We start from the raw sequence: 14,814 nt of genomic DNA, 5'->3' as shown, positions 1-14,814 counted from the left end.
CCACCGCAGGCCCCCCTCTCGGCTCATGGTCCAAGATCATGAGCCGCTGGCATATGCGGGGAGGGGAAGATACTCCCCACCGCCCCGCCCTGTCCCGTTTTCCGCCAATCAGCTCTGCCGGGACGCGCCGGATCGGTAGACCTGTCCCATGAGCGACTGGCTGCCTGAGACCCCCCGGAACCTGGCCTTCCCCACCACGGCGTACGTCACGCTCGCCGGGGCCGACTGGCTCGCCTCCGCCAGCCCGCATCCGGAGGGCATGCACATGCTGTGGGCGGAGCACCCCGCGGCGCCCAGCGTCCTGCCGTGCGGCGGGGTCTTCGACGTGATCAACGCCCCGGCGCTCTTCGGACGGCGCATGGTGGACCGCCTGTGGTCGGCCGGTCCGGGGTCGGGGCCGGTGGCCACGCACCGCGGCCGGATCCTGCTGTTCGCGACTCCCGGTACCGCCCAGCGCCTGCCCGCGCTGCTGGCCTGGGAGGAGTGGGGCAGCGCCGTACCGCCCCTGATGTGCCACGGCAGCGGGGACGCGGTGACGGTGCCGCCGCTGCACCCCCGTCCCCGTACGGCCGGCGCGGGGACGGCACGGGCCGTACGGGCGCAGGGGCGCACGGGCGACCGGCGGGAGCCGGCGGACGGCCCCGGGTACGTCGAGTCCGGCGCCGGACTCGGCTACGGCTGGACGGCGTCGGGGGCCGGGCATCCGGGCGACCGCGCCGACCCGGGCGACCCGGCAACGCCCACCGGGTCGCGCTGGCTGGTGGCGCCGGACGTCCGCGCCCCCTGGCTACCGGGGCCCGACATCCTGCTGTGGGCCTGCGTACGGGCCGCCCGCAGCGTGCTCGGCGCGGACCGGGAAACCGCCCGCGCACACCACGAACCCGCTGCTCAGGGGGTGGATGCCGCACTGACGGGGGGCTGAGGAGAATCGATTTTTGCCCTCCCCGGCCAGGATGCTAGTGTTTCCTCCGTCAGCAGGCGCCGCTAGCTCAGTTGGTTAGAGCAGCTGACTCTTAATCAGCGGGTCCGGGGTTCGAGTCCCTGGCGGCGCACAGACAGTCGAAGGCCCCCACTCCGGTGGGGGCCTTCGGCGTGCGTGGGGGCCTTCGGCGTGCGTGGGGGCCTTCGGCGTGCGTGGGGGCCTTCGGCCGCGGGGCGGGCTCACGAGGTACTGCGGGTGACCTTGACCGCCCATTCACCGTCGGTGGACCGGCCCTGCACCTGGATGCGGACGCCGTCCTCGGTGTCGTTGAGGCTCTCCCCGACGCCGAGCGGCGCGTCGGCGAGCGGCGGGTAGACGGAGGTGCCCCAGCAGGCGGAGGTGCCAGGGTGGCCGTCGAGCACCTGGACGGGGCCCGCGCCGGAGGCGGTGGCGCTGCGGACCCGGTAGACGAGGACACCCTCGGTGCAGATGGAGCGGTCGTTGCCCTCGGCGCCGCGGGCCTCCATGGCGAGGGCGCTGTCCGGGCCGGTGCGGACCACCAGGAGGCGGGGGCGGCGGTGGTCGCCGGGGTCCTCGGGGGCGGAGAGGGTGCGCAGCGAGTGCATCCGGGGGTGGTCCAGGCCGACGCAGTCGACCTGGCCGTCGGTGATCCAGCCCAGGCGCCACTTGTGCCAGGCGAAGGGGTCGGGGGCCAGCCCGAACTGGCTGCCCATGAGGTCCCAGTCGCCCACGTAGGTGTCCCAGTCGCCGTGGCCGTTCTCGGGGCGGTGGTAGAGGTCCGGCAGGTCGAAGACGTGGCCGGTTTCGTGGGCGAGGACGTTGCGGTCGGGCGGGCTGTGCTCGAAGACGGTGACGAAGCGGCGGAGCTCGACGCCGTCGGCGTGCATCGGTTGATCGAGGTTGACGACCTTGGTGGCGTCCGAGTCGACGCCGGGGGCGGTGGGGTCGGCGACGAGGTAGACCAGGTCGTAGCGGCTGAAGTCGATGACGGGGTCGGCGGCGGCGACCGCGTCGCGGAGGTAGGCGGAGCGGCGCCCGGATTCCCAGTCGCGTTGTATGCCGTACCAGGTGGCGGGGTGCGGCATGCGGACCCAGCGGGGGTGGATGTGGGCGCGGAGGTGGAACTTGCCGTAGGAGGCGCGCTCGAAGAAGCGGGCGGTGCTGGGGAAGTAGTCGCCGGACAGTCGCCGGGGGGTCGCGGTGGGGCGGGCGCCCGGGAAGGAGAGGTAGATCATCACCGCGTCGAGGCGGTGGGCCGGGCGGGGGTAGGCGCCGTTCCAGTTGTCGACGCCCTCGGAGTGGTGGGCGTCGGTGCGTCCCAGGGCGCAGGAGAGGGCCGCTTCGGAGGCGGTGGCCGGGCCGGCCACGATGGAGGTCGCGATGAGCGCGCTCAAGGAGGTGACGACGGCTGCGACGCGCCGCATGCGACGGCGGTCCACCCCGTGGGGTGTCTGGGCGCGCGGCACGTAGACCTCCAGGGATGGATTCGGGACACCCACTTACCCTGAGGTGATTTCATGCTCTTCGTCTCGTTATGGCAGCCCGTATGAGTGACCGTCGCGCCTCCCCCGCCCCGTAACGGAAAGTCACAAGCGACCAAAGGGGCAATAGGGGCGAACAGAGCCGGGCAGAATTGGCTGAACTTCCGTCATGCGTGCGGATGGTCACGGCTTCGTCGCTGGATCGGCCCTCGTGCCAGCCTCTATGATCGCCACACTTTCCAGCGCGAGGACCCCCTCCGTCACGAGACAAGTGCCATGCGGGAGCGAGCAGTGAGCGGACACCCCGACAGCACGGGCCGCACGCCCGGAGCGACACTGGCCTCGGTGACGGAGCGTGATGGTTCGACCAACGAATCCGCTGCCCGGCCCGCTCCTCCGGCCTGCGACGCCTCGGCGCGGTGCGACGGCACCGCCGCCTCGCTCGGCGACTACCGCGCCGCCTTCCGCACCGCGAGCCTGCCGATGGCCGTCCTCGACCGCGACGGGCTGGTGCTCGCCGCCAACCCCGCACTGGGCGAGCTGGTGGGCACCGACCCGGACGACCTGGTCGCCGCCACCGCCGCCGATCTCACCGACCTGGGCGCCGACCCGCGGGTGTGGGCCGCGTACCGGGAGGTGCTGGGCGGCCGCAGCGACCGGTTGTGCTGCACCCGGCGGCTGAAACGGTCCGACGGGAGCTCCGTGTGGGTGGAGGTGACCGTCGAGCCGGTCACCGAGGGGCCGCTGGGCGGCGCGGAACGGGTGCTGCTGTCGATCGCGGACATCAGCGACCGGCACGATCTGCTGGCCCGGCTGCGGCACCTTCAGATGCACGATCCGGTGACCCGGCTGCCCAATCGCACGCTGTTCTTCGAGCGGCTCTCCTCGGCGCTGGAGGCGGCCGCGTTCGAGCGGTCCGGCACCGGTCGGATCGGGCTGTGCTACCTGGACCTGGACGGCTTCAAGGCGGTCAACGACACCCTGGGGCACCGGGTCGGCGACCGGCTGCTCAGCGCCGTGGCACAGCGGCTGACGCGCTGTGCGGAGAGCGCCGCGGAGCGCGGGCCGGGCCGTGGCGGGCATCTGGTGGCGCGGCTGGGCGGCGACGAGTTCGCGCTGCTGGTCGAGGACTCCACCGGCACCGAGCAGGTGGCCGAGCTGGCGCAGTGCGTCCTGGACGCGCTCCAGCGGCCGTTCGACCTCGCCGGGCAGCGGCTGTCGGTGTCGGCGAGCATCGGTGTGGTGGAGCGGACCGCGAGCGGCACCACCGCGACCGGGCTGATGCAGGCCGCGGACACCACGCTGTACTGGGCGAAGGAGGACGGCAAGGCCCGCTGGACGCTCTTCGACCCGGAGCGCAACGCGCACCGGATGACCCGGCAGGCGCTGTCCAGCACGCTGCGGCCGGCGGTGGACCGCGGCGAGTTCACTCTGGAGTACCAGCCGCTGGTGGGGCTGGGGGACGGCCGGGCGCAGGGCGTGGAGGCGCTGGTGCGGTGGCGGCATCCGCAGTTCGGAGTGCTGTCGCCGAATCGGTTCATCGCGCTGGCCGAGGAGAACGGCGCGATCGTCGAACTGGGCCGCTGGGTGCTGGAGCGGGCCTGCTATCAGGCGCGGGCCTGGCAACTGGCGCACCCCGGGGGCCAGCCGCTGTTCGTCAGTGTGAATGTGGCCGTGCGTCAGGTGTGGGACTCCGATCTGGTCGCGGACGTCGCCGGGATCCTGGCGGAGACCGGGCTGCCGCCGCAGCTGCTCCAGCTGGAGCTGACCGAGTCCGCGGTGATGGGGTCGGCGGGCCGGCCGCTCCAGGCCCTCCAGGCCCTCAGCGACATGGGCGTACGGATCGCCATCGACGACTTCGGCACCGGGTACTCCAACCTCGCCTACCTCAGCCGGCTGCCGGTGTCCGTGCTGAAGCTGGACGGATCCTTCGTCCACGGCTTCCGCTCGCAGGAGCACCCCAACCCGGCGGACGAGATGATCGTGGAGGCGCTGGTCGCGCTGGCGCACCGGCTCGGGCTCACGGTGACCGCGGAGTGCGTGGAGAGCGCCGAGCAGGCCGAGCGGCTCCGCCGGATCGGTTGTGACACCGGTCAGGGCTGGCTCTACTCCCGGCCGGTGGCCCCGGACCGGGTGGAGGCGCTGTTGGACGCGGGGCGCGCCTGCGGCTGAGCCGCGCGCCCCGCGCCGCGCCGTGCGTCAGCCCTGCGGGAGGCCGTACGCGTCGGCTATGAGGTCGTAGGAGCGGCGGCGGACCTCGCCGGTGTGGGCGTTGGCAGTGATCATCAGCTCGTCGGCGCCGGTGCGCTTGGCGAGGTCGTCGAGGCCCTGGCGGACGGCGTCGGGGGTGCCGTGGACGACGTTCCCCAGCCAGTTGTCGACGAAGTCCTGCTCGACGTCGCTGAAGTGGTGGGCGGCGGCCTCTTCGGGGCTGGGGACGAGGCCGGGGCGGCCGGTGCGCAGCCGGATCATGGCGAGTGCGCCGGTGCGGACCTGACGGCGGGCCTCCTGCTCGTCCTCGGCGGCCAGCGCGGAGACGCCGATCAGGGCGTAGGGCTCGGCGAGGACCTCGGAGGGGCGGAACGAGGCGCGGTAGAGGTCGAGTGCGGGGACGGTGTTGGCCGCGGAGAAGTGGTGGGCGAAGGCGAACGGCAGGCCGAGCGTGCCGGCCAGGCGGGCGCTGAAGCCGGAGGAGCCGAGCAGCCACAGGGGCGGGCGGTGCGGGGACTGGACGCCGCCGGGGGCGGTGGCCTGGACGGGGCCGGGGACGGCGTGGATCCGGGCGTAGGGGTGGCCGTCGGGGAAGGAGTCGTCGAGGAAGCGGGTCAACTCGGCGAGCTGCTGCGGGAACTGGTCGGCCCCCTCGTGCAGCCGCTCGGTGCGGCGGAGGGCGGCGGCGGTGGCGCCGTCGGTGCCGGGGGCGCGGCCCAGGCCCAGGTCGACGCGGCGGGGGGCCATCGCCTCCAGGGTGCCGAACTGCTCGGCTATGACCAGGGGGGCGTGGTTGGGCAGCATGACGCCGCCGGAGCCGAGCCGGATGCGGTCGGTGTGGGCGGCGATGTGGGCGAGGAGCACCGCGGGCGAGGAGGACGCGACGCCGGGCATGGAGTGGTGCTCGGCGACCCAGTAGCGGTGGAAGCCGCGGCGCTCGGCGGTGCGGGCGAGTTCGACGGCGGTGCGGACCGCGGCGGTGGCGGTACTGCCGGCGCCGACCGTCACCAGGTCGAGCACGGACAGGGGGACGGGCGCGGTGCCCAGGGCCGTGCCCCGGATCCCGTCGCCCCCGGGCTCGCCGTCGGTGCCCGGGGTCTGCTGGTCTTCGCCGCTCACGGTGCGGGTCCTCCTCGCGTCGTGCGATCTGACGTCGGTGGTCTGGTCTGCGAGGAGGGTAACCGGAGCAGTTCTCCGGTTATTCCCGGGAGGGGGTGGTGATTCCGGCCAGGTACCGGCCGGATCGCGATGACGCCCGCTTCCCGGCCACCGCCCGACGGTTTCCGGCCGCGACCCGACGGCCGCCGGTCGCGGCCGGATGGCTGCCGGTCGCGGCCGGATGGCGGCGGGGCGCTACCCGCGGGCCGTACGGGAGAAGAGCGCGCCCAGTTCCGGGCAGAGCAGCGGGCGGTCGAGCAGTCGCAGGCCCTCCCAGACCGTCACCTGATTGGCGGTGAGGACCGGTTTGCCGAGCGCGGCTTCGAGGGCGGGCAGGTGGGCGGCGGTGTGCAGGGCGGTGTCGGGCAGCAGGACGGCCTCGGCGTCCGGGTGGTCGCCGAGACGGGCCAGGGCCAGCACCTCGTCGCGGCCCCAGGTGCCGACCTCGGCGGCGGTGATGATGCCGCTGCCGCGGGTGGCGACGACCTCGGCGCCGGCGGCCTTGAGGAACGCGCGGAAGCGCTCGGCGACATCGGCGGGATAGGTGGCCGCGATCGCGACCCGGTGGACGTCGAGGGCCTGGACGGCGTGCGCGAAGGCGAAGGAGGTACTGGAGGCGGGCAGCCCGGCGGTGGCCGACAGCTCCCGCACCTGTTGGTGGGCGCCTTCCCAGCCGTAGACGAAGCTGGCGCTCGTACAGGCCCAGACGACGGCCTCGGCGCCGCGGTCCCGCAGCGCGCCGACGCCGGCCGCGAGCCGGGCCGCGGAGCCCATCTCCAGCAGGGCGTCGACCCGGTGGGCGTCCTCGCCGATGTCGGTGTGGACGAGTGGCAGGCGGACCGTGCCGCCCAGGAGCGCTTCGAGCCGGGGGTAGTCGTCCTCGGCGGAGTGGCCGGGGTAGAGGAAGCCGACCGATGCCATGCAGGTCTCCCTTGCGGGTGGTGGGTGCGGTGCGCGGTGGTACGGCGGACCGGGCTCAGAGCGGGGGCTGAGGGCCGGGATCCTCGGGGAGGTACGGGGGCGGTTCGGGGCCGTCGCCGGGCTCCGCTTCGGGCGGTGCCGGCGGTCCGGCGAAGGCCGCCTCGGGGGTGGGCGGGGGGACGCTCCGCGGCGGTGGCTGAGTGCCGGTCATGGCGGCCGGGCCGCTCCGCGCCACCGGGTCGAGCAGCGCCTGGTACGCCCCGACGGCCTGGATGCCGATGGCGCGCAGCGCGGCCCACATGGTCACCTGGTTGGCGGAGAGCACGGGCATCCGCAGCTCGGCCTCCAGTTGGGGGATGACGTCGTAGGTGGGGAGGTTGGTGCAGCTGATGAAGAGGGCGTCGGCGGCACCGACGACGGCTGCGCGGGCCATGTCGACGACGTCGCGGTAGGGGACCTTCCAGATGTGCCGGGTGAGTCCGAGGTAGGCGCGGCCGGTGACCGTGATGCCGGCCTCGCCCAGGTATTCCTCCAGGGAATCGGTGACCGATTTGGTGTAGGGGGTGACGACGGCGATGCGCCGGGCCCCGATCTCATGGAGCGCCGCGACCGCGGCACCCGAGGTGGTGAGGGCGGGTACCTCCCCCGCCTGGGCCATCGCCGCGCACATCGCGCGTTCGCCCGCCATGCCGCCGACGAAACTGCCGGACGTACAGGCATAGGCGATGACCTGGGGCGATACCGCGCACAGCGCCTGGACGGCGGCGTGCAGGGTCTCGTGCTCGCTGACCAGACGGGCCAGGTCGAGGCTGACCTCGACGGGCACGAAGGGAGTTCGGGTGAGGTGGAGGGACACGTCGTCGGGGACCCAGCGCCACAGCTCGCGGTCGAGCGCGAAGTCGAAGGGGGCGACGACGCCCACGCCGAGCTGCGGCTGTGGGCCACCCAGGAAAGAGACGTCCATGAAGGCCCCTAGAAGGCACGAAGGGCTGGTATGGCCCGGCCAGTGGCCGGAGAAGATGGTGCAGCCGGACAAGCCGGGGACGTCGGGACAGAGCCGTTGTTGACACGGTAGATACGACTTCTTAGCGTGGTCAATCCTCGCATCTCAGGCATCTGTCGGCGCCCTGTTCCGCGATACGGGGCACACGCTTCAGAACGGTTTCTGACCTATGTCCGATAGCACCGGCAGCACCCTTCTCGTACTGGGTTCCGACCCGCTCCCCCGGTTGGACCGGCTGGCCGGCCGGGCCGACGTCGTCTTCGCCGACGAGGAGACGCTGGCCGGCCTACTCCCCACCGCCGACGTGCTGTTGGCCTGGGACTTCACCTCCGACGCGATCCGCGAGAGCTGGCCGGAGAGCGGCCCGCGCCCCCGGTGGGTGCACACCGCGAGCGCCGGCGTGGACCGGCTGCTGTGCCCGGCGCTGATCGCCGACGACACCGTCGTCACCAACGCCCGCGGGGTCTTCGAGCAGCCGATCGCCGAGTACGTCGCCGGGCTGGTGATCGCCATGGCCAAGGACTTCTACGGAAGTTGGGAGCTGCAACGGCAGCGGCGCTGGCAGCACCGGGAGACGCTGCGGCTGGCCGGGACCCGCGCGGTGGTGGTGGGTTCGGGGCCGATCGGCCGGGCCATCGGCACCACCCTGCTGGCACTGGGTGTCGAGGTCGATCTGGTCGGCCGCCGGGAGCGGACCGGTGATCCGGAGTTCGGCCGGGTGCACGGCGCGGGGGCCTTGAACGCGCTGCTGCCGCACGCCGATTGGGTGGTCTGCGCGGCGCCGCTGACGGCCCAGACCCAGGGGATGTTCGGGGCCGCGGCGTTCGCGCTGATGCCGCGCCGGGCCCGCTTCGTCAACGTCGCACGCGGGCCGCTGGTCGACGAGGAAGCGCTGGTCGCGGCGTTGCGGGAGTGGCGGATCGCGGCGGCGGCGCTGGACGTCTTCCAGCACGAGCCGCTGGGCACGGACAGCCCCCTGTGGGACGTGCCGCACTTGATCGTCTCGCCGCACATGAGCGGCGACACCCTGGGCTGGCGGGACGTGCTCGCCGCGCAGTTCCAGGACAACTTCGACCGGTGGGCGGCCGGGGAGCCGCTGCTCAACGTCGTCGACAAACACCTCGGATACGTACCGGTGCAGTGACCGCGCGGGCCGTCCGGGCCCGACCCGCGGCGGTCCGCGCCCCGCCCGCCGTCCCGCTCGGGGCGGCCGACGCTCGGAGGACGCATGACCAACGGACCGACCCGCCTCGCCGACCTGTCCGCCACCCGTCTGACGGCCGGCTACGCCGCCGGCGAGTTCTCCCCCGTGGAGGCGACCCGGGAGGTGCTGGAGCGCGCCGAGACCGCCCAGGCCGCGGTCAACGCCTTCACCCGGATCGATGCCGACCAGGCGCTGGCGCAGGCGGCGGAGTCGGCGGAGCGCTGGCGGCGCGGTGCGCCGGCCGGACCGGTGGACGGGGTGCCGGTCACCGTCAAGGACCTGCTGCTGACCCGGGGGGCGCCGACGCTGCGCGGGTCCCGGACGGTTCGGGCCGAGGGTGCGACGTGGGACGAGGACGCGCCGGCGGTGGCCCGGTTGCGGGAGTCCGGGGCGGTGTTCGTCGGCAAGACCACCACCCCGGAGTTCGGCTGGAAGGGTGTCACCGACAGTCCGCGGCACGGGGTGACGGGCAATCCGTACGACCCGGGGCGCACCTCGGGCGGCTCCAGCGGGGGCAGCGCGGCGGCGGTGGCGTTGGGGGCCGGGCCGCTGAGTCTGGGGACGGACGGCGGGGGGTCGGTGCGGATCCCGGCGTCGTTCTGCGGGGTCTTCGGTCTGAAGGCGACCTACGGGCGGGTGCCGCTGTATCCGGCGAGCCCGTTCGGGACGCTGGCGCACGTGGGGCCGATGGCCCGGGACGCGGCGGACGCGGCGCTGGTGATGGACGTGATCTGCGGCCCGGACTGGCGGGACTGGTCGCAGTCGGCGCCGGAGCCGGGGTCGTTCCGGGCGGCGCTGGCCGGGAAGGTGGCGGGGCTGCGGGTGGCCTACAGCCCGTCGCTGGGCTGGGACGTGCCGGTCGCGCCCGAGCTGGCGGCGGCGGTCCGCCGGGCGGTGGACACGCTGGCCGGGCTCGGCGCGGACGTCGAGGAGATCGACCCGGGGGTGGCGGATCCCGTGGAGGCGTTCCACACGCTGTGGTTCAGCGGCGCGGCCCGGGTGGTGCAGCCGCTGGGGGCGGCCGACCGGGAGTTGCTGGACCCGGGGCTGCGGGAGGTCTGCGAGCAGGGCGCCCGCTACAGCGCGCTGGACTATCTGGCGGCGGTCGACGTGCGGATGGCGCTGGGTCGGGCGATGGGGCGTTTCCACAGCGTCTACGACCTGCTGGTGACGCCGACCGAGCCGCTCACCGCCTTCGCGGCCGGCGTGGAAGTACCGCCTGGTTCCGGCCACACCCGCTGGACGGGCTGGACGCCGTTCACCTATCCGTTCAACCTCACCCAGCAGCCGGCCGCGACCGTGCCGTGCGGGGTGGACGGCGACGGGTTGCCGATCGGGGTGCAACTGGTCGGTGCGCGGCACGCGGATGCGCTGGTGCTGCGCGCCGCGCACGCCCTCTACGAGGCGGGGGCGGCGGAGATCCCGGCACCGCGGCTTGTCCGGCCCTGACCCACCGGACGGACCCTGGGGCGGGGGCGAACACTTCCCCTAGGGGATGCCGGCGCCCCCTGCGGGGCCACAACGTGGCGGTGGCGGAGGGTATTCCGGCATCCCGGGGGCGGGAGGAGTGGGCGGTGGCTTTCAGGCCCGGCGGAAGGTGAGGGTCTCTCCCAGGGCGCCGGCCCGCCACAGGTCCTGGCAGGCGTCGGCCATCCGGTCCAGGCGGTCGACGACCGCGCCCCAGACGATGCCCGGCACCCAGCCCGCGTCACCGTTGATCAACAGGTTGTTGCGCTCGTAGAAGAGCGCGAGGTCGACGACGGTGGCGCGGCCGCGGTGCTTGGCCGCGCTCTCGTAGCCGTAGGAGGCGGTGCCCAACTGGGTGTCGCTGAAGGTGAAGTAGCACAGGTCGCCGGGGATCGGGGTGATCGTCGGGTTCTCCAGCGGCGGCTCCTCGGGCGCGAACGGCGGGACCAGTGCGTAGATCTCGTTGCGGGCGTACTTGGCGTGGTAGACGTCGCCGCCGAGCGGGAGCGCGTCCCAGATGGCGGCGCACGTGAGTGGAGCGCGATCGTCGAGCAACTTGGCCGTGCAGCTGACGCCGCGCTTGTCCAGGGAGACTTCGATGAAGCGATCGGTCATATCCCGAGCGTAGGGGGCATTACCGGCGTACGGAACATCTCCCGTGCCGGTGTGAAGGGCCGGAAACCATCGGCATAGGTGTGAACGGTTCGGGTAGCCGCGCGCCCATGGCTCCTCCACAGAGCACGGCCTCAGACAATCAAGGTCCTCATGACCCTCCAGGACAGCACACCCGGGGACACGACATAACAGGACAACGGACCAGCGGCATCCGCCGCCGGTCGCTGCTCGCGGGGGTAGCGGCGCTCGGTGCAGCGGGTGCGATGGGTGCGGCGAGCGGTTGCAGCCGGGTTCCGACCGCGGACGTGGCGGGCGGCGGTCAGCTGCTGGACCGGCTCCGCAAGAAGGGCTCGGTCACCCTGGGCGTGGCCGGCGAGCAGCCGTACGGCTACATCGGCACCGACGGCAAGATGACCGGTTCGGCGCCCACCATCGCCCGAGTGATCTTCAAACGGCTCGGCGTGCCGCGCGTCGAGCCGTTCCCGACCGACTTCGGCTCGCTGATCGTCGGGCTGAACTCCCAGCAGTTCGACGTGGTCGCGGCCGGGATGTACATCAATCCCGACCGCTGCGCGCAGGTCGTCTTCGCCGATCCCGAGTACCAGATGCTGGACGCCTTCATCGTCCGCAAGGGCAATCCGCTGAAGCTGCGCTCCTACAAGGACATCGCGCGGACCGGGGCGCGGATGGCCACCGGCGTCGGCTACGCCGAGATCGGTTACGCCAAGGAAGCCGGGATCACGAAAATCACCACGCTGCCGGACCAGTTGGCGGGACTGCTGGCGGTCGAGCAGGGGCGGGTGGACGTCTTCGTCGGGACCGCGGTGACGGTGCGCAACGTCGTTGCGCAGTCGCGGACCACCCAGGCGGAGGCGACGCCCGAGGTCACCCCGTACGTGAAGGGGAAGCCGGTGATCGACGTCGGTGGCTTCGCGTTCCGGACCCCCGAGACCAACCTCCGTGACGCGTTCAACCGCGAACTCCACAAGATGAAGCGGTCCGGGGAACTCCTGGACCTCATGCGGCCCTTCGGCTTCACCGCGCAGCAGATGACGAAGATCACCGCCAAGGAGAAGTGCCGGCCATGACTGACATCACCTGGGGTCTGTGGGAACTCCTCCTCAAAGGCGTCTGGATCACCGTCCAGCTGACCGTCTACAGCGCGGCCCTGGCCGCCGTCGTGGCCTTCGGCATCGGTCTCGCGCGCACCCACCGGCGGTGGATCGTGCGTTTCCTGTCCGGGGCCTATTTCGAGATCTTCCGCGGGACCTCCGCGCTGATCCTGATGTTCTGGATGTTCTTCGTGCTACCGATGGGGTTCGGCTGGCAGTTGGTCCCGATGTGGGCCGCGGTGCTGACGCTGGGCCTGACCTACGGCGCGTACGGTTCCGAGGTCGTCCGGGGCGCGATCGCCGCGGTACCGCCGGGCCAGCGCGAGGCCGGGATCGCGCTCAGCTTCTCGCCCGGCCAGCAGCTGCGGAAGGTCGTCCTGCCGCAGGCGTGGCCGGGCATGGTCCCGCCCTTCAACAACCTGCTGATCGAGCTGCTCAAGGGCACCGCGCTGGTGTCGATCCTGGGCGTCGGCGACATCGCCTTCGGCGCCTCCCTGGTGCGCAACGCCACCGCGCAGAGCGCCCCCGTCTACACGATCATCCTGGTGATGTACTTCGTCCTGGCGTTCACCCTGACCCGCGGGATGCGCGCGGTGGAACGGCACGCCAAGGCGGGCGTCGGGCAGGCGCCGGCCAAGCGGTCGCGGCTGCGGCTCCGGCCCGCCACCGGCCCGGCGGTCACCGGTACCGCAGCTCCCGCGGAAGGTGAGGCCCGATGAAGTTCGACTGGTCCGCGGTCGGCGACTTCCTGCCGACGTTCTGGAAGGGCGTGCTGGTCACCCTCCAGGCCCTGGTCCTGGGTTCCCTGATCGCCTTCGCGCTCGGCCTGGTCTGGGCGCTGGCGCAGCGCTCGTCCCTGAAGGTGGTGCGCTGGCCGGTGACCGCGGTCACCGAGTTCGTGCGCAACACCCCGCTGCTGGTGCAGCTGTTCTTCCTCTTCTACGTGATGCCCGAGTGGGGCCTCACGCTCAGCGCCCTGGCCACCGGCGTGATCGGGCTGGGCCTGCACTACTCGACGTACACCGCCGAGGTCTACCGCTCCGGTATCGACGGCGTCCCGGCGGGCCAGTGGGAGGCGGCCATCGCGCTGAGCCTGCCGCGCCACCGCACCTGGACGGCGGTGATCCTGCCGCAGGCGATCCGCCGCGTGGCCCCCGCCCTCGGCAACTACGTGATCGCGATGCTGAAGGACTCGCCGATGCTCTTCGCCATCGGCGTGCTGGAGATGCTCGGCGAGGCCCGGCAGTTCTCCTCCCAGACCTTCCAGACGGTCGAGCCGTACACGGTCGTCGGGGTCGCCTTCATCGCCATCGCCTACCCCGCCTCTCTTCTCCTGCGAGCCCTGGAGCGCCGCCTTGTCCGCTGACCGCAGCACCCCGAACACCCCGCCCACCACCGGCGACGACGCGCCCTCCGAGGAGACCGAGCTGATCCGCTTCGACGCGGTCACCAAGCGGTTCGGTGCACACACCGTCCTCGACTCGCTCGACATGAAGGTCTACTCCGGCAAGCACGTCACCCTGATCGGCCCGTCCGGCTCCGGCAAGACCACCATCCTGCGGCTGATGATGACGCTGCTGAAGCCGGACGAGGGCACCATCAAGCTGGGTGACCGGTACCTGACCCACGAGGAGAAGGGCGGCAAGCTCGTCCCGGCGAGCGACCACTACAGCCGCGAGATCCGCAAGAACATCGGGATGGTCTTCCAGCAGTTCAACCTCTTCCCCAACATGAAGGTGCTGCGGAACATCACCGAGGCCCCGGTGCACGTCCTGGGGCTGGACAAGGACGCGGCCGAGGAGCGCGCCCGCGAGCTCCTCGAACTCGTCGGCCTCACCGCCCACCTCGACAAGTACCCCACCCAGCTCTCCGGCGGCCAGCAGCAGCGGGTCGCCATCGCCCGGGCGCTGGCCATGCGCCCGCAGGTCCTGCTGCTGGACGAGGTCACCTCGGCCCTCGACCCGGAGCTGGTGGCCGGCGTCCTGGACCTGCTGCGGGACATCGCGCACTCCACGGACATCACCATGCTCTGCGTCACGCACGAGATGAACTTCGCCCGGGACATCTCCGACTGCGTGATGATGTTCGACGCCGGGCGGGTCATCGAGTTCGGTCCGCCGGAGCAGATCTTCACGGACCCGGAGCACGAGCGGACCCGGGAGTTCCTGAGCGCGGTGCTGTAGGCGGCGCGATGGGCGGTGCCCCTGTGGGCGCCGCCCTGGGGCGTGTGGGAGTGCGGCACGTGGTGCGCGCTCCGGCACGCCCCGCCTCGCCGCCCGTTTCCCCGGCGACCGAGGTCCGCTGCCCGGCATTCCACGAGTTTTGAGACATCCGCGCCCACTGCGATAGAAGTGAAAGATGAGGCGTACGGATACCCGACGGGAAGAAGATCACTAGACGGAAGAGTGAGGTGCCTGAGCCTCAGGCGAAAACCCGACACTCCGTCAACTTCGCACGTCACCACCGGCCGTCAACCCCGGCCGTCAGCGGGCCGTCCGCCCCGCTCCCGCCCGCCATTGCCGCCGGTCCGCGCGGGATCCGACGATCCGTTCATGACCAGGGCATATGCCAGAGTGCAGGGCGCCTGCACAGACGCGTGAACCGACCCGGTTTTCAGTCAAGACCCCCTCCATCCGGGCTCGTTGACCGCTATCGTGATACGAGCCCGTTGTCCGGAAGCGGCCCGCGTTCCACGGGGT

Annotated in this window: 13 protein-coding genes and 1 tRNA gene; 9 read left to right on the top strand and 5 right to left on the bottom strand. The window is 72.3% G+C overall.

Features of this window, described 5'->3' with window-relative positions; genetic code table 11:
* Positions 1-148: 148 nt before the first annotated feature.
* Together ACFVT2_RS15290 and ACFVT2_RS15285 are read left to right on the top strand one after the other, a co-directional pair.
* Complete coding sequence (locus ACFVT2_RS15290) at positions 149-922, top strand: bifunctional DNA primase/polymerase (protein WP_390017174.1); 774 nt, start codon at positions 149-151, stop codon at positions 920-922.
* Between the two features lie 56 nt (positions 923-978).
* Positions 979-1,052: transfer RNA gene (locus tag ACFVT2_RS15285), tRNA-Lys, on the top strand.
* A gap of 109 nt (positions 1,053-1,161) precedes the next feature.
* On the opposite strand, the gene ACFVT2_RS15280 is transcribed toward ACFVT2_RS15285, so the two are convergent.
* Positions 1,162-2,367: a M6 family metalloprotease domain-containing protein gene (locus tag ACFVT2_RS15280; RefSeq protein ID WP_390017171.1), complete on the bottom strand. Its 1,206-nt coding sequence runs from the start codon at positions 2,365-2,367 to the stop codon at positions 1,162-1,164.
* A gap of 402 nt (positions 2,368-2,769) precedes the next feature.
* On the opposite strand from ACFVT2_RS15280, the gene ACFVT2_RS15275 reads away from it, so the two are divergent.
* Positions 2,770-4,596 (top strand): putative bifunctional diguanylate cyclase/phosphodiesterase, encoded by a 1,827-nt coding sequence (locus tag ACFVT2_RS15275; RefSeq protein ID WP_390017168.1) that lies wholly within the window; start codon positions 2,770-2,772, stop codon positions 4,594-4,596.
* A 27-nt stretch (positions 4,597-4,623) separates the two neighbouring features.
* Here the strand turns inward: ACFVT2_RS15275 and ACFVT2_RS15270 are convergent, their stop codons facing one another.
* The 3 genes from ACFVT2_RS15270 to ACFVT2_RS15260 form a co-directional block, all read right to left on the bottom strand.
* On the bottom strand, positions 4,624-5,754 hold the full coding sequence (locus tag ACFVT2_RS15270; protein WP_390017165.1) for an LLM class flavin-dependent oxidoreductase: 1,131 nt from the start codon (positions 5,752-5,754) through the stop codon (positions 4,624-4,626).
* 234 nt (positions 5,755-5,988) lie between these two features.
* Complete coding sequence (locus ACFVT2_RS15265; RefSeq protein ID WP_390017162.1) at positions 5,989-6,714, bottom strand: decarboxylase; 726 nt, start codon at positions 6,712-6,714, stop codon at positions 5,989-5,991.
* Between the two features lie 55 nt (positions 6,715-6,769).
* Positions 6,770-7,678 (bottom strand): decarboxylase, encoded by a 909-nt coding sequence (locus ACFVT2_RS15260; RefSeq protein WP_390017159.1) that lies wholly within the window; start codon positions 7,676-7,678, stop codon positions 6,770-6,772.
* Positions 7,679-7,886: 208 nt separating this feature from the next.
* Here ACFVT2_RS15260 and ACFVT2_RS15255 point away from each other — a divergent pair, with 208 nt between their 5' ends.
* Both ACFVT2_RS15255 and ACFVT2_RS15250 read left to right on the top strand, forming a co-directional pair.
* Positions 7,887-8,861, top strand: a complete 975-nt coding sequence (locus tag ACFVT2_RS15255) for a D-2-hydroxyacid dehydrogenase (RefSeq protein ID WP_390017156.1) — start codon at positions 7,887-7,889, stop codon at positions 8,859-8,861.
* An 84-nt stretch (positions 8,862-8,945) separates the two neighbouring features.
* Positions 8,946-10,370: an amidase gene (locus ACFVT2_RS15250; protein ID WP_390017153.1), complete on the top strand. Its 1,425-nt coding sequence runs from the start codon at positions 8,946-8,948 to the stop codon at positions 10,368-10,370.
* A 132-nt stretch (positions 10,371-10,502) separates the two neighbouring features.
* Here the strand turns inward: ACFVT2_RS15250 and ACFVT2_RS15245 are convergent, their stop codons facing one another.
* Positions 10,503-11,003, bottom strand: a complete 501-nt coding sequence (locus ACFVT2_RS15245) for a DUF3830 family protein (protein ID WP_390017150.1) — start codon at positions 11,001-11,003, stop codon at positions 10,503-10,505.
* A gap of 263 nt (positions 11,004-11,266) precedes the next feature.
* Between ACFVT2_RS15245 and ehuB the strand changes: the two genes are divergently transcribed.
* From ehuB to ehuA, 4 genes are read left to right on the top strand one after another with little or no spacing between them, the layout of a single operon-like run.
* On the top strand, positions 11,267-12,091 hold the full coding sequence (ehuB, locus tag ACFVT2_RS15240) for an ectoine/hydroxyectoine ABC transporter substrate-binding protein EhuB (protein WP_390017147.1): 825 nt from the start codon (positions 11,267-11,269) through the stop codon (positions 12,089-12,091).
* Entirely contained in the window at positions 12,088-12,834 is a 747-nt protein-coding gene (gene ehuC, locus ACFVT2_RS15235; RefSeq protein WP_390017144.1) for an ectoine/hydroxyectoine ABC transporter permease subunit EhuC, read from the top strand. Before ehuB ends, ehuC begins: the two co-directional genes overlap by 4 nt.
* Positions 12,831-13,481: an ectoine/hydroxyectoine ABC transporter permease subunit EhuD gene (ehuD, locus tag ACFVT2_RS15230; RefSeq protein ID WP_390017141.1), complete on the top strand. Its 651-nt coding sequence runs from the start codon at positions 12,831-12,833 to the stop codon at positions 13,479-13,481. Before ehuC ends, ehuD begins: the two co-directional genes overlap by 4 nt.
* Positions 13,471-14,298 (top strand): ectoine/hydroxyectoine ABC transporter ATP-binding protein EhuA, encoded by an 828-nt coding sequence (gene ehuA / locus ACFVT2_RS15225; protein ID WP_390017138.1) that lies wholly within the window; start codon positions 13,471-13,473, stop codon positions 14,296-14,298. Before ehuD ends, ehuA begins: the two co-directional genes overlap by 11 nt.
* Positions 14,299-14,814: the final 516 nt, after the last annotated feature.

It is taken from the genome of Streptomyces sp. NPDC058000 (genome assembly GCF_042886435.1).
Classification (GTDB): domain Bacteria; phylum Actinomycetota; class Actinomycetes; order Streptomycetales; family Streptomycetaceae; genus Streptomyces.
Note: the sequence above shows the minus strand (reverse complement) of the source record. Positions and strands in the feature narration are given on the sequence as shown.

Coding starts and splice junctions, on each gene's coding strand:
- ACFVT2_RS15290 (WP_390017174.1), top strand. CDS start 149: ATGAGCGACTGGCTGCCTGAGACCCCCCGGAACCTGGCCTTCCCCACC.
- ACFVT2_RS15280 (WP_390017171.1), bottom strand. CDS start 2,367: ATGCGGCGCGTCGCAGCCGTCGTCACCTCCTTGAGCGCGCTCATCGCG.
- ACFVT2_RS15265 (WP_390017162.1), bottom strand. CDS start 6,714: ATGGCATCGGTCGGCTTCCTCTACCCCGGCCACTCCGCCGAGGACGAC.
- ACFVT2_RS15260 (WP_390017159.1), bottom strand. CDS start 7,678: ATGGACGTCTCTTTCCTGGGTGGCCCACAGCCGCAGCTCGGCGTGGGC.
- ACFVT2_RS15255 (WP_390017156.1), top strand. CDS start 7,887: ATGTCCGATAGCACCGGCAGCACCCTTCTCGTACTGGGTTCCGACCCG.
- ACFVT2_RS15250 (WP_390017153.1), top strand. CDS start 8,946: ATGACCAACGGACCGACCCGCCTCGCCGACCTGTCCGCCACCCGTCTG.
- ACFVT2_RS15245 (WP_390017150.1), bottom strand. CDS start 11,003: ATGACCGATCGCTTCATCGAAGTCTCCCTGGACAAGCGCGGCGTCAGC.
- ehuB (WP_390017147.1), top strand. CDS start 11,267: ATGGGTGCGGCGAGCGGTTGCAGCCGGGTTCCGACCGCGGACGTGGCG.
- ehuC (WP_390017144.1), top strand. CDS start 12,088: ATGACTGACATCACCTGGGGTCTGTGGGAACTCCTCCTCAAAGGCGTC.
- ehuD (WP_390017141.1), top strand. CDS start 12,831: ATGAAGTTCGACTGGTCCGCGGTCGGCGACTTCCTGCCGACGTTCTGG.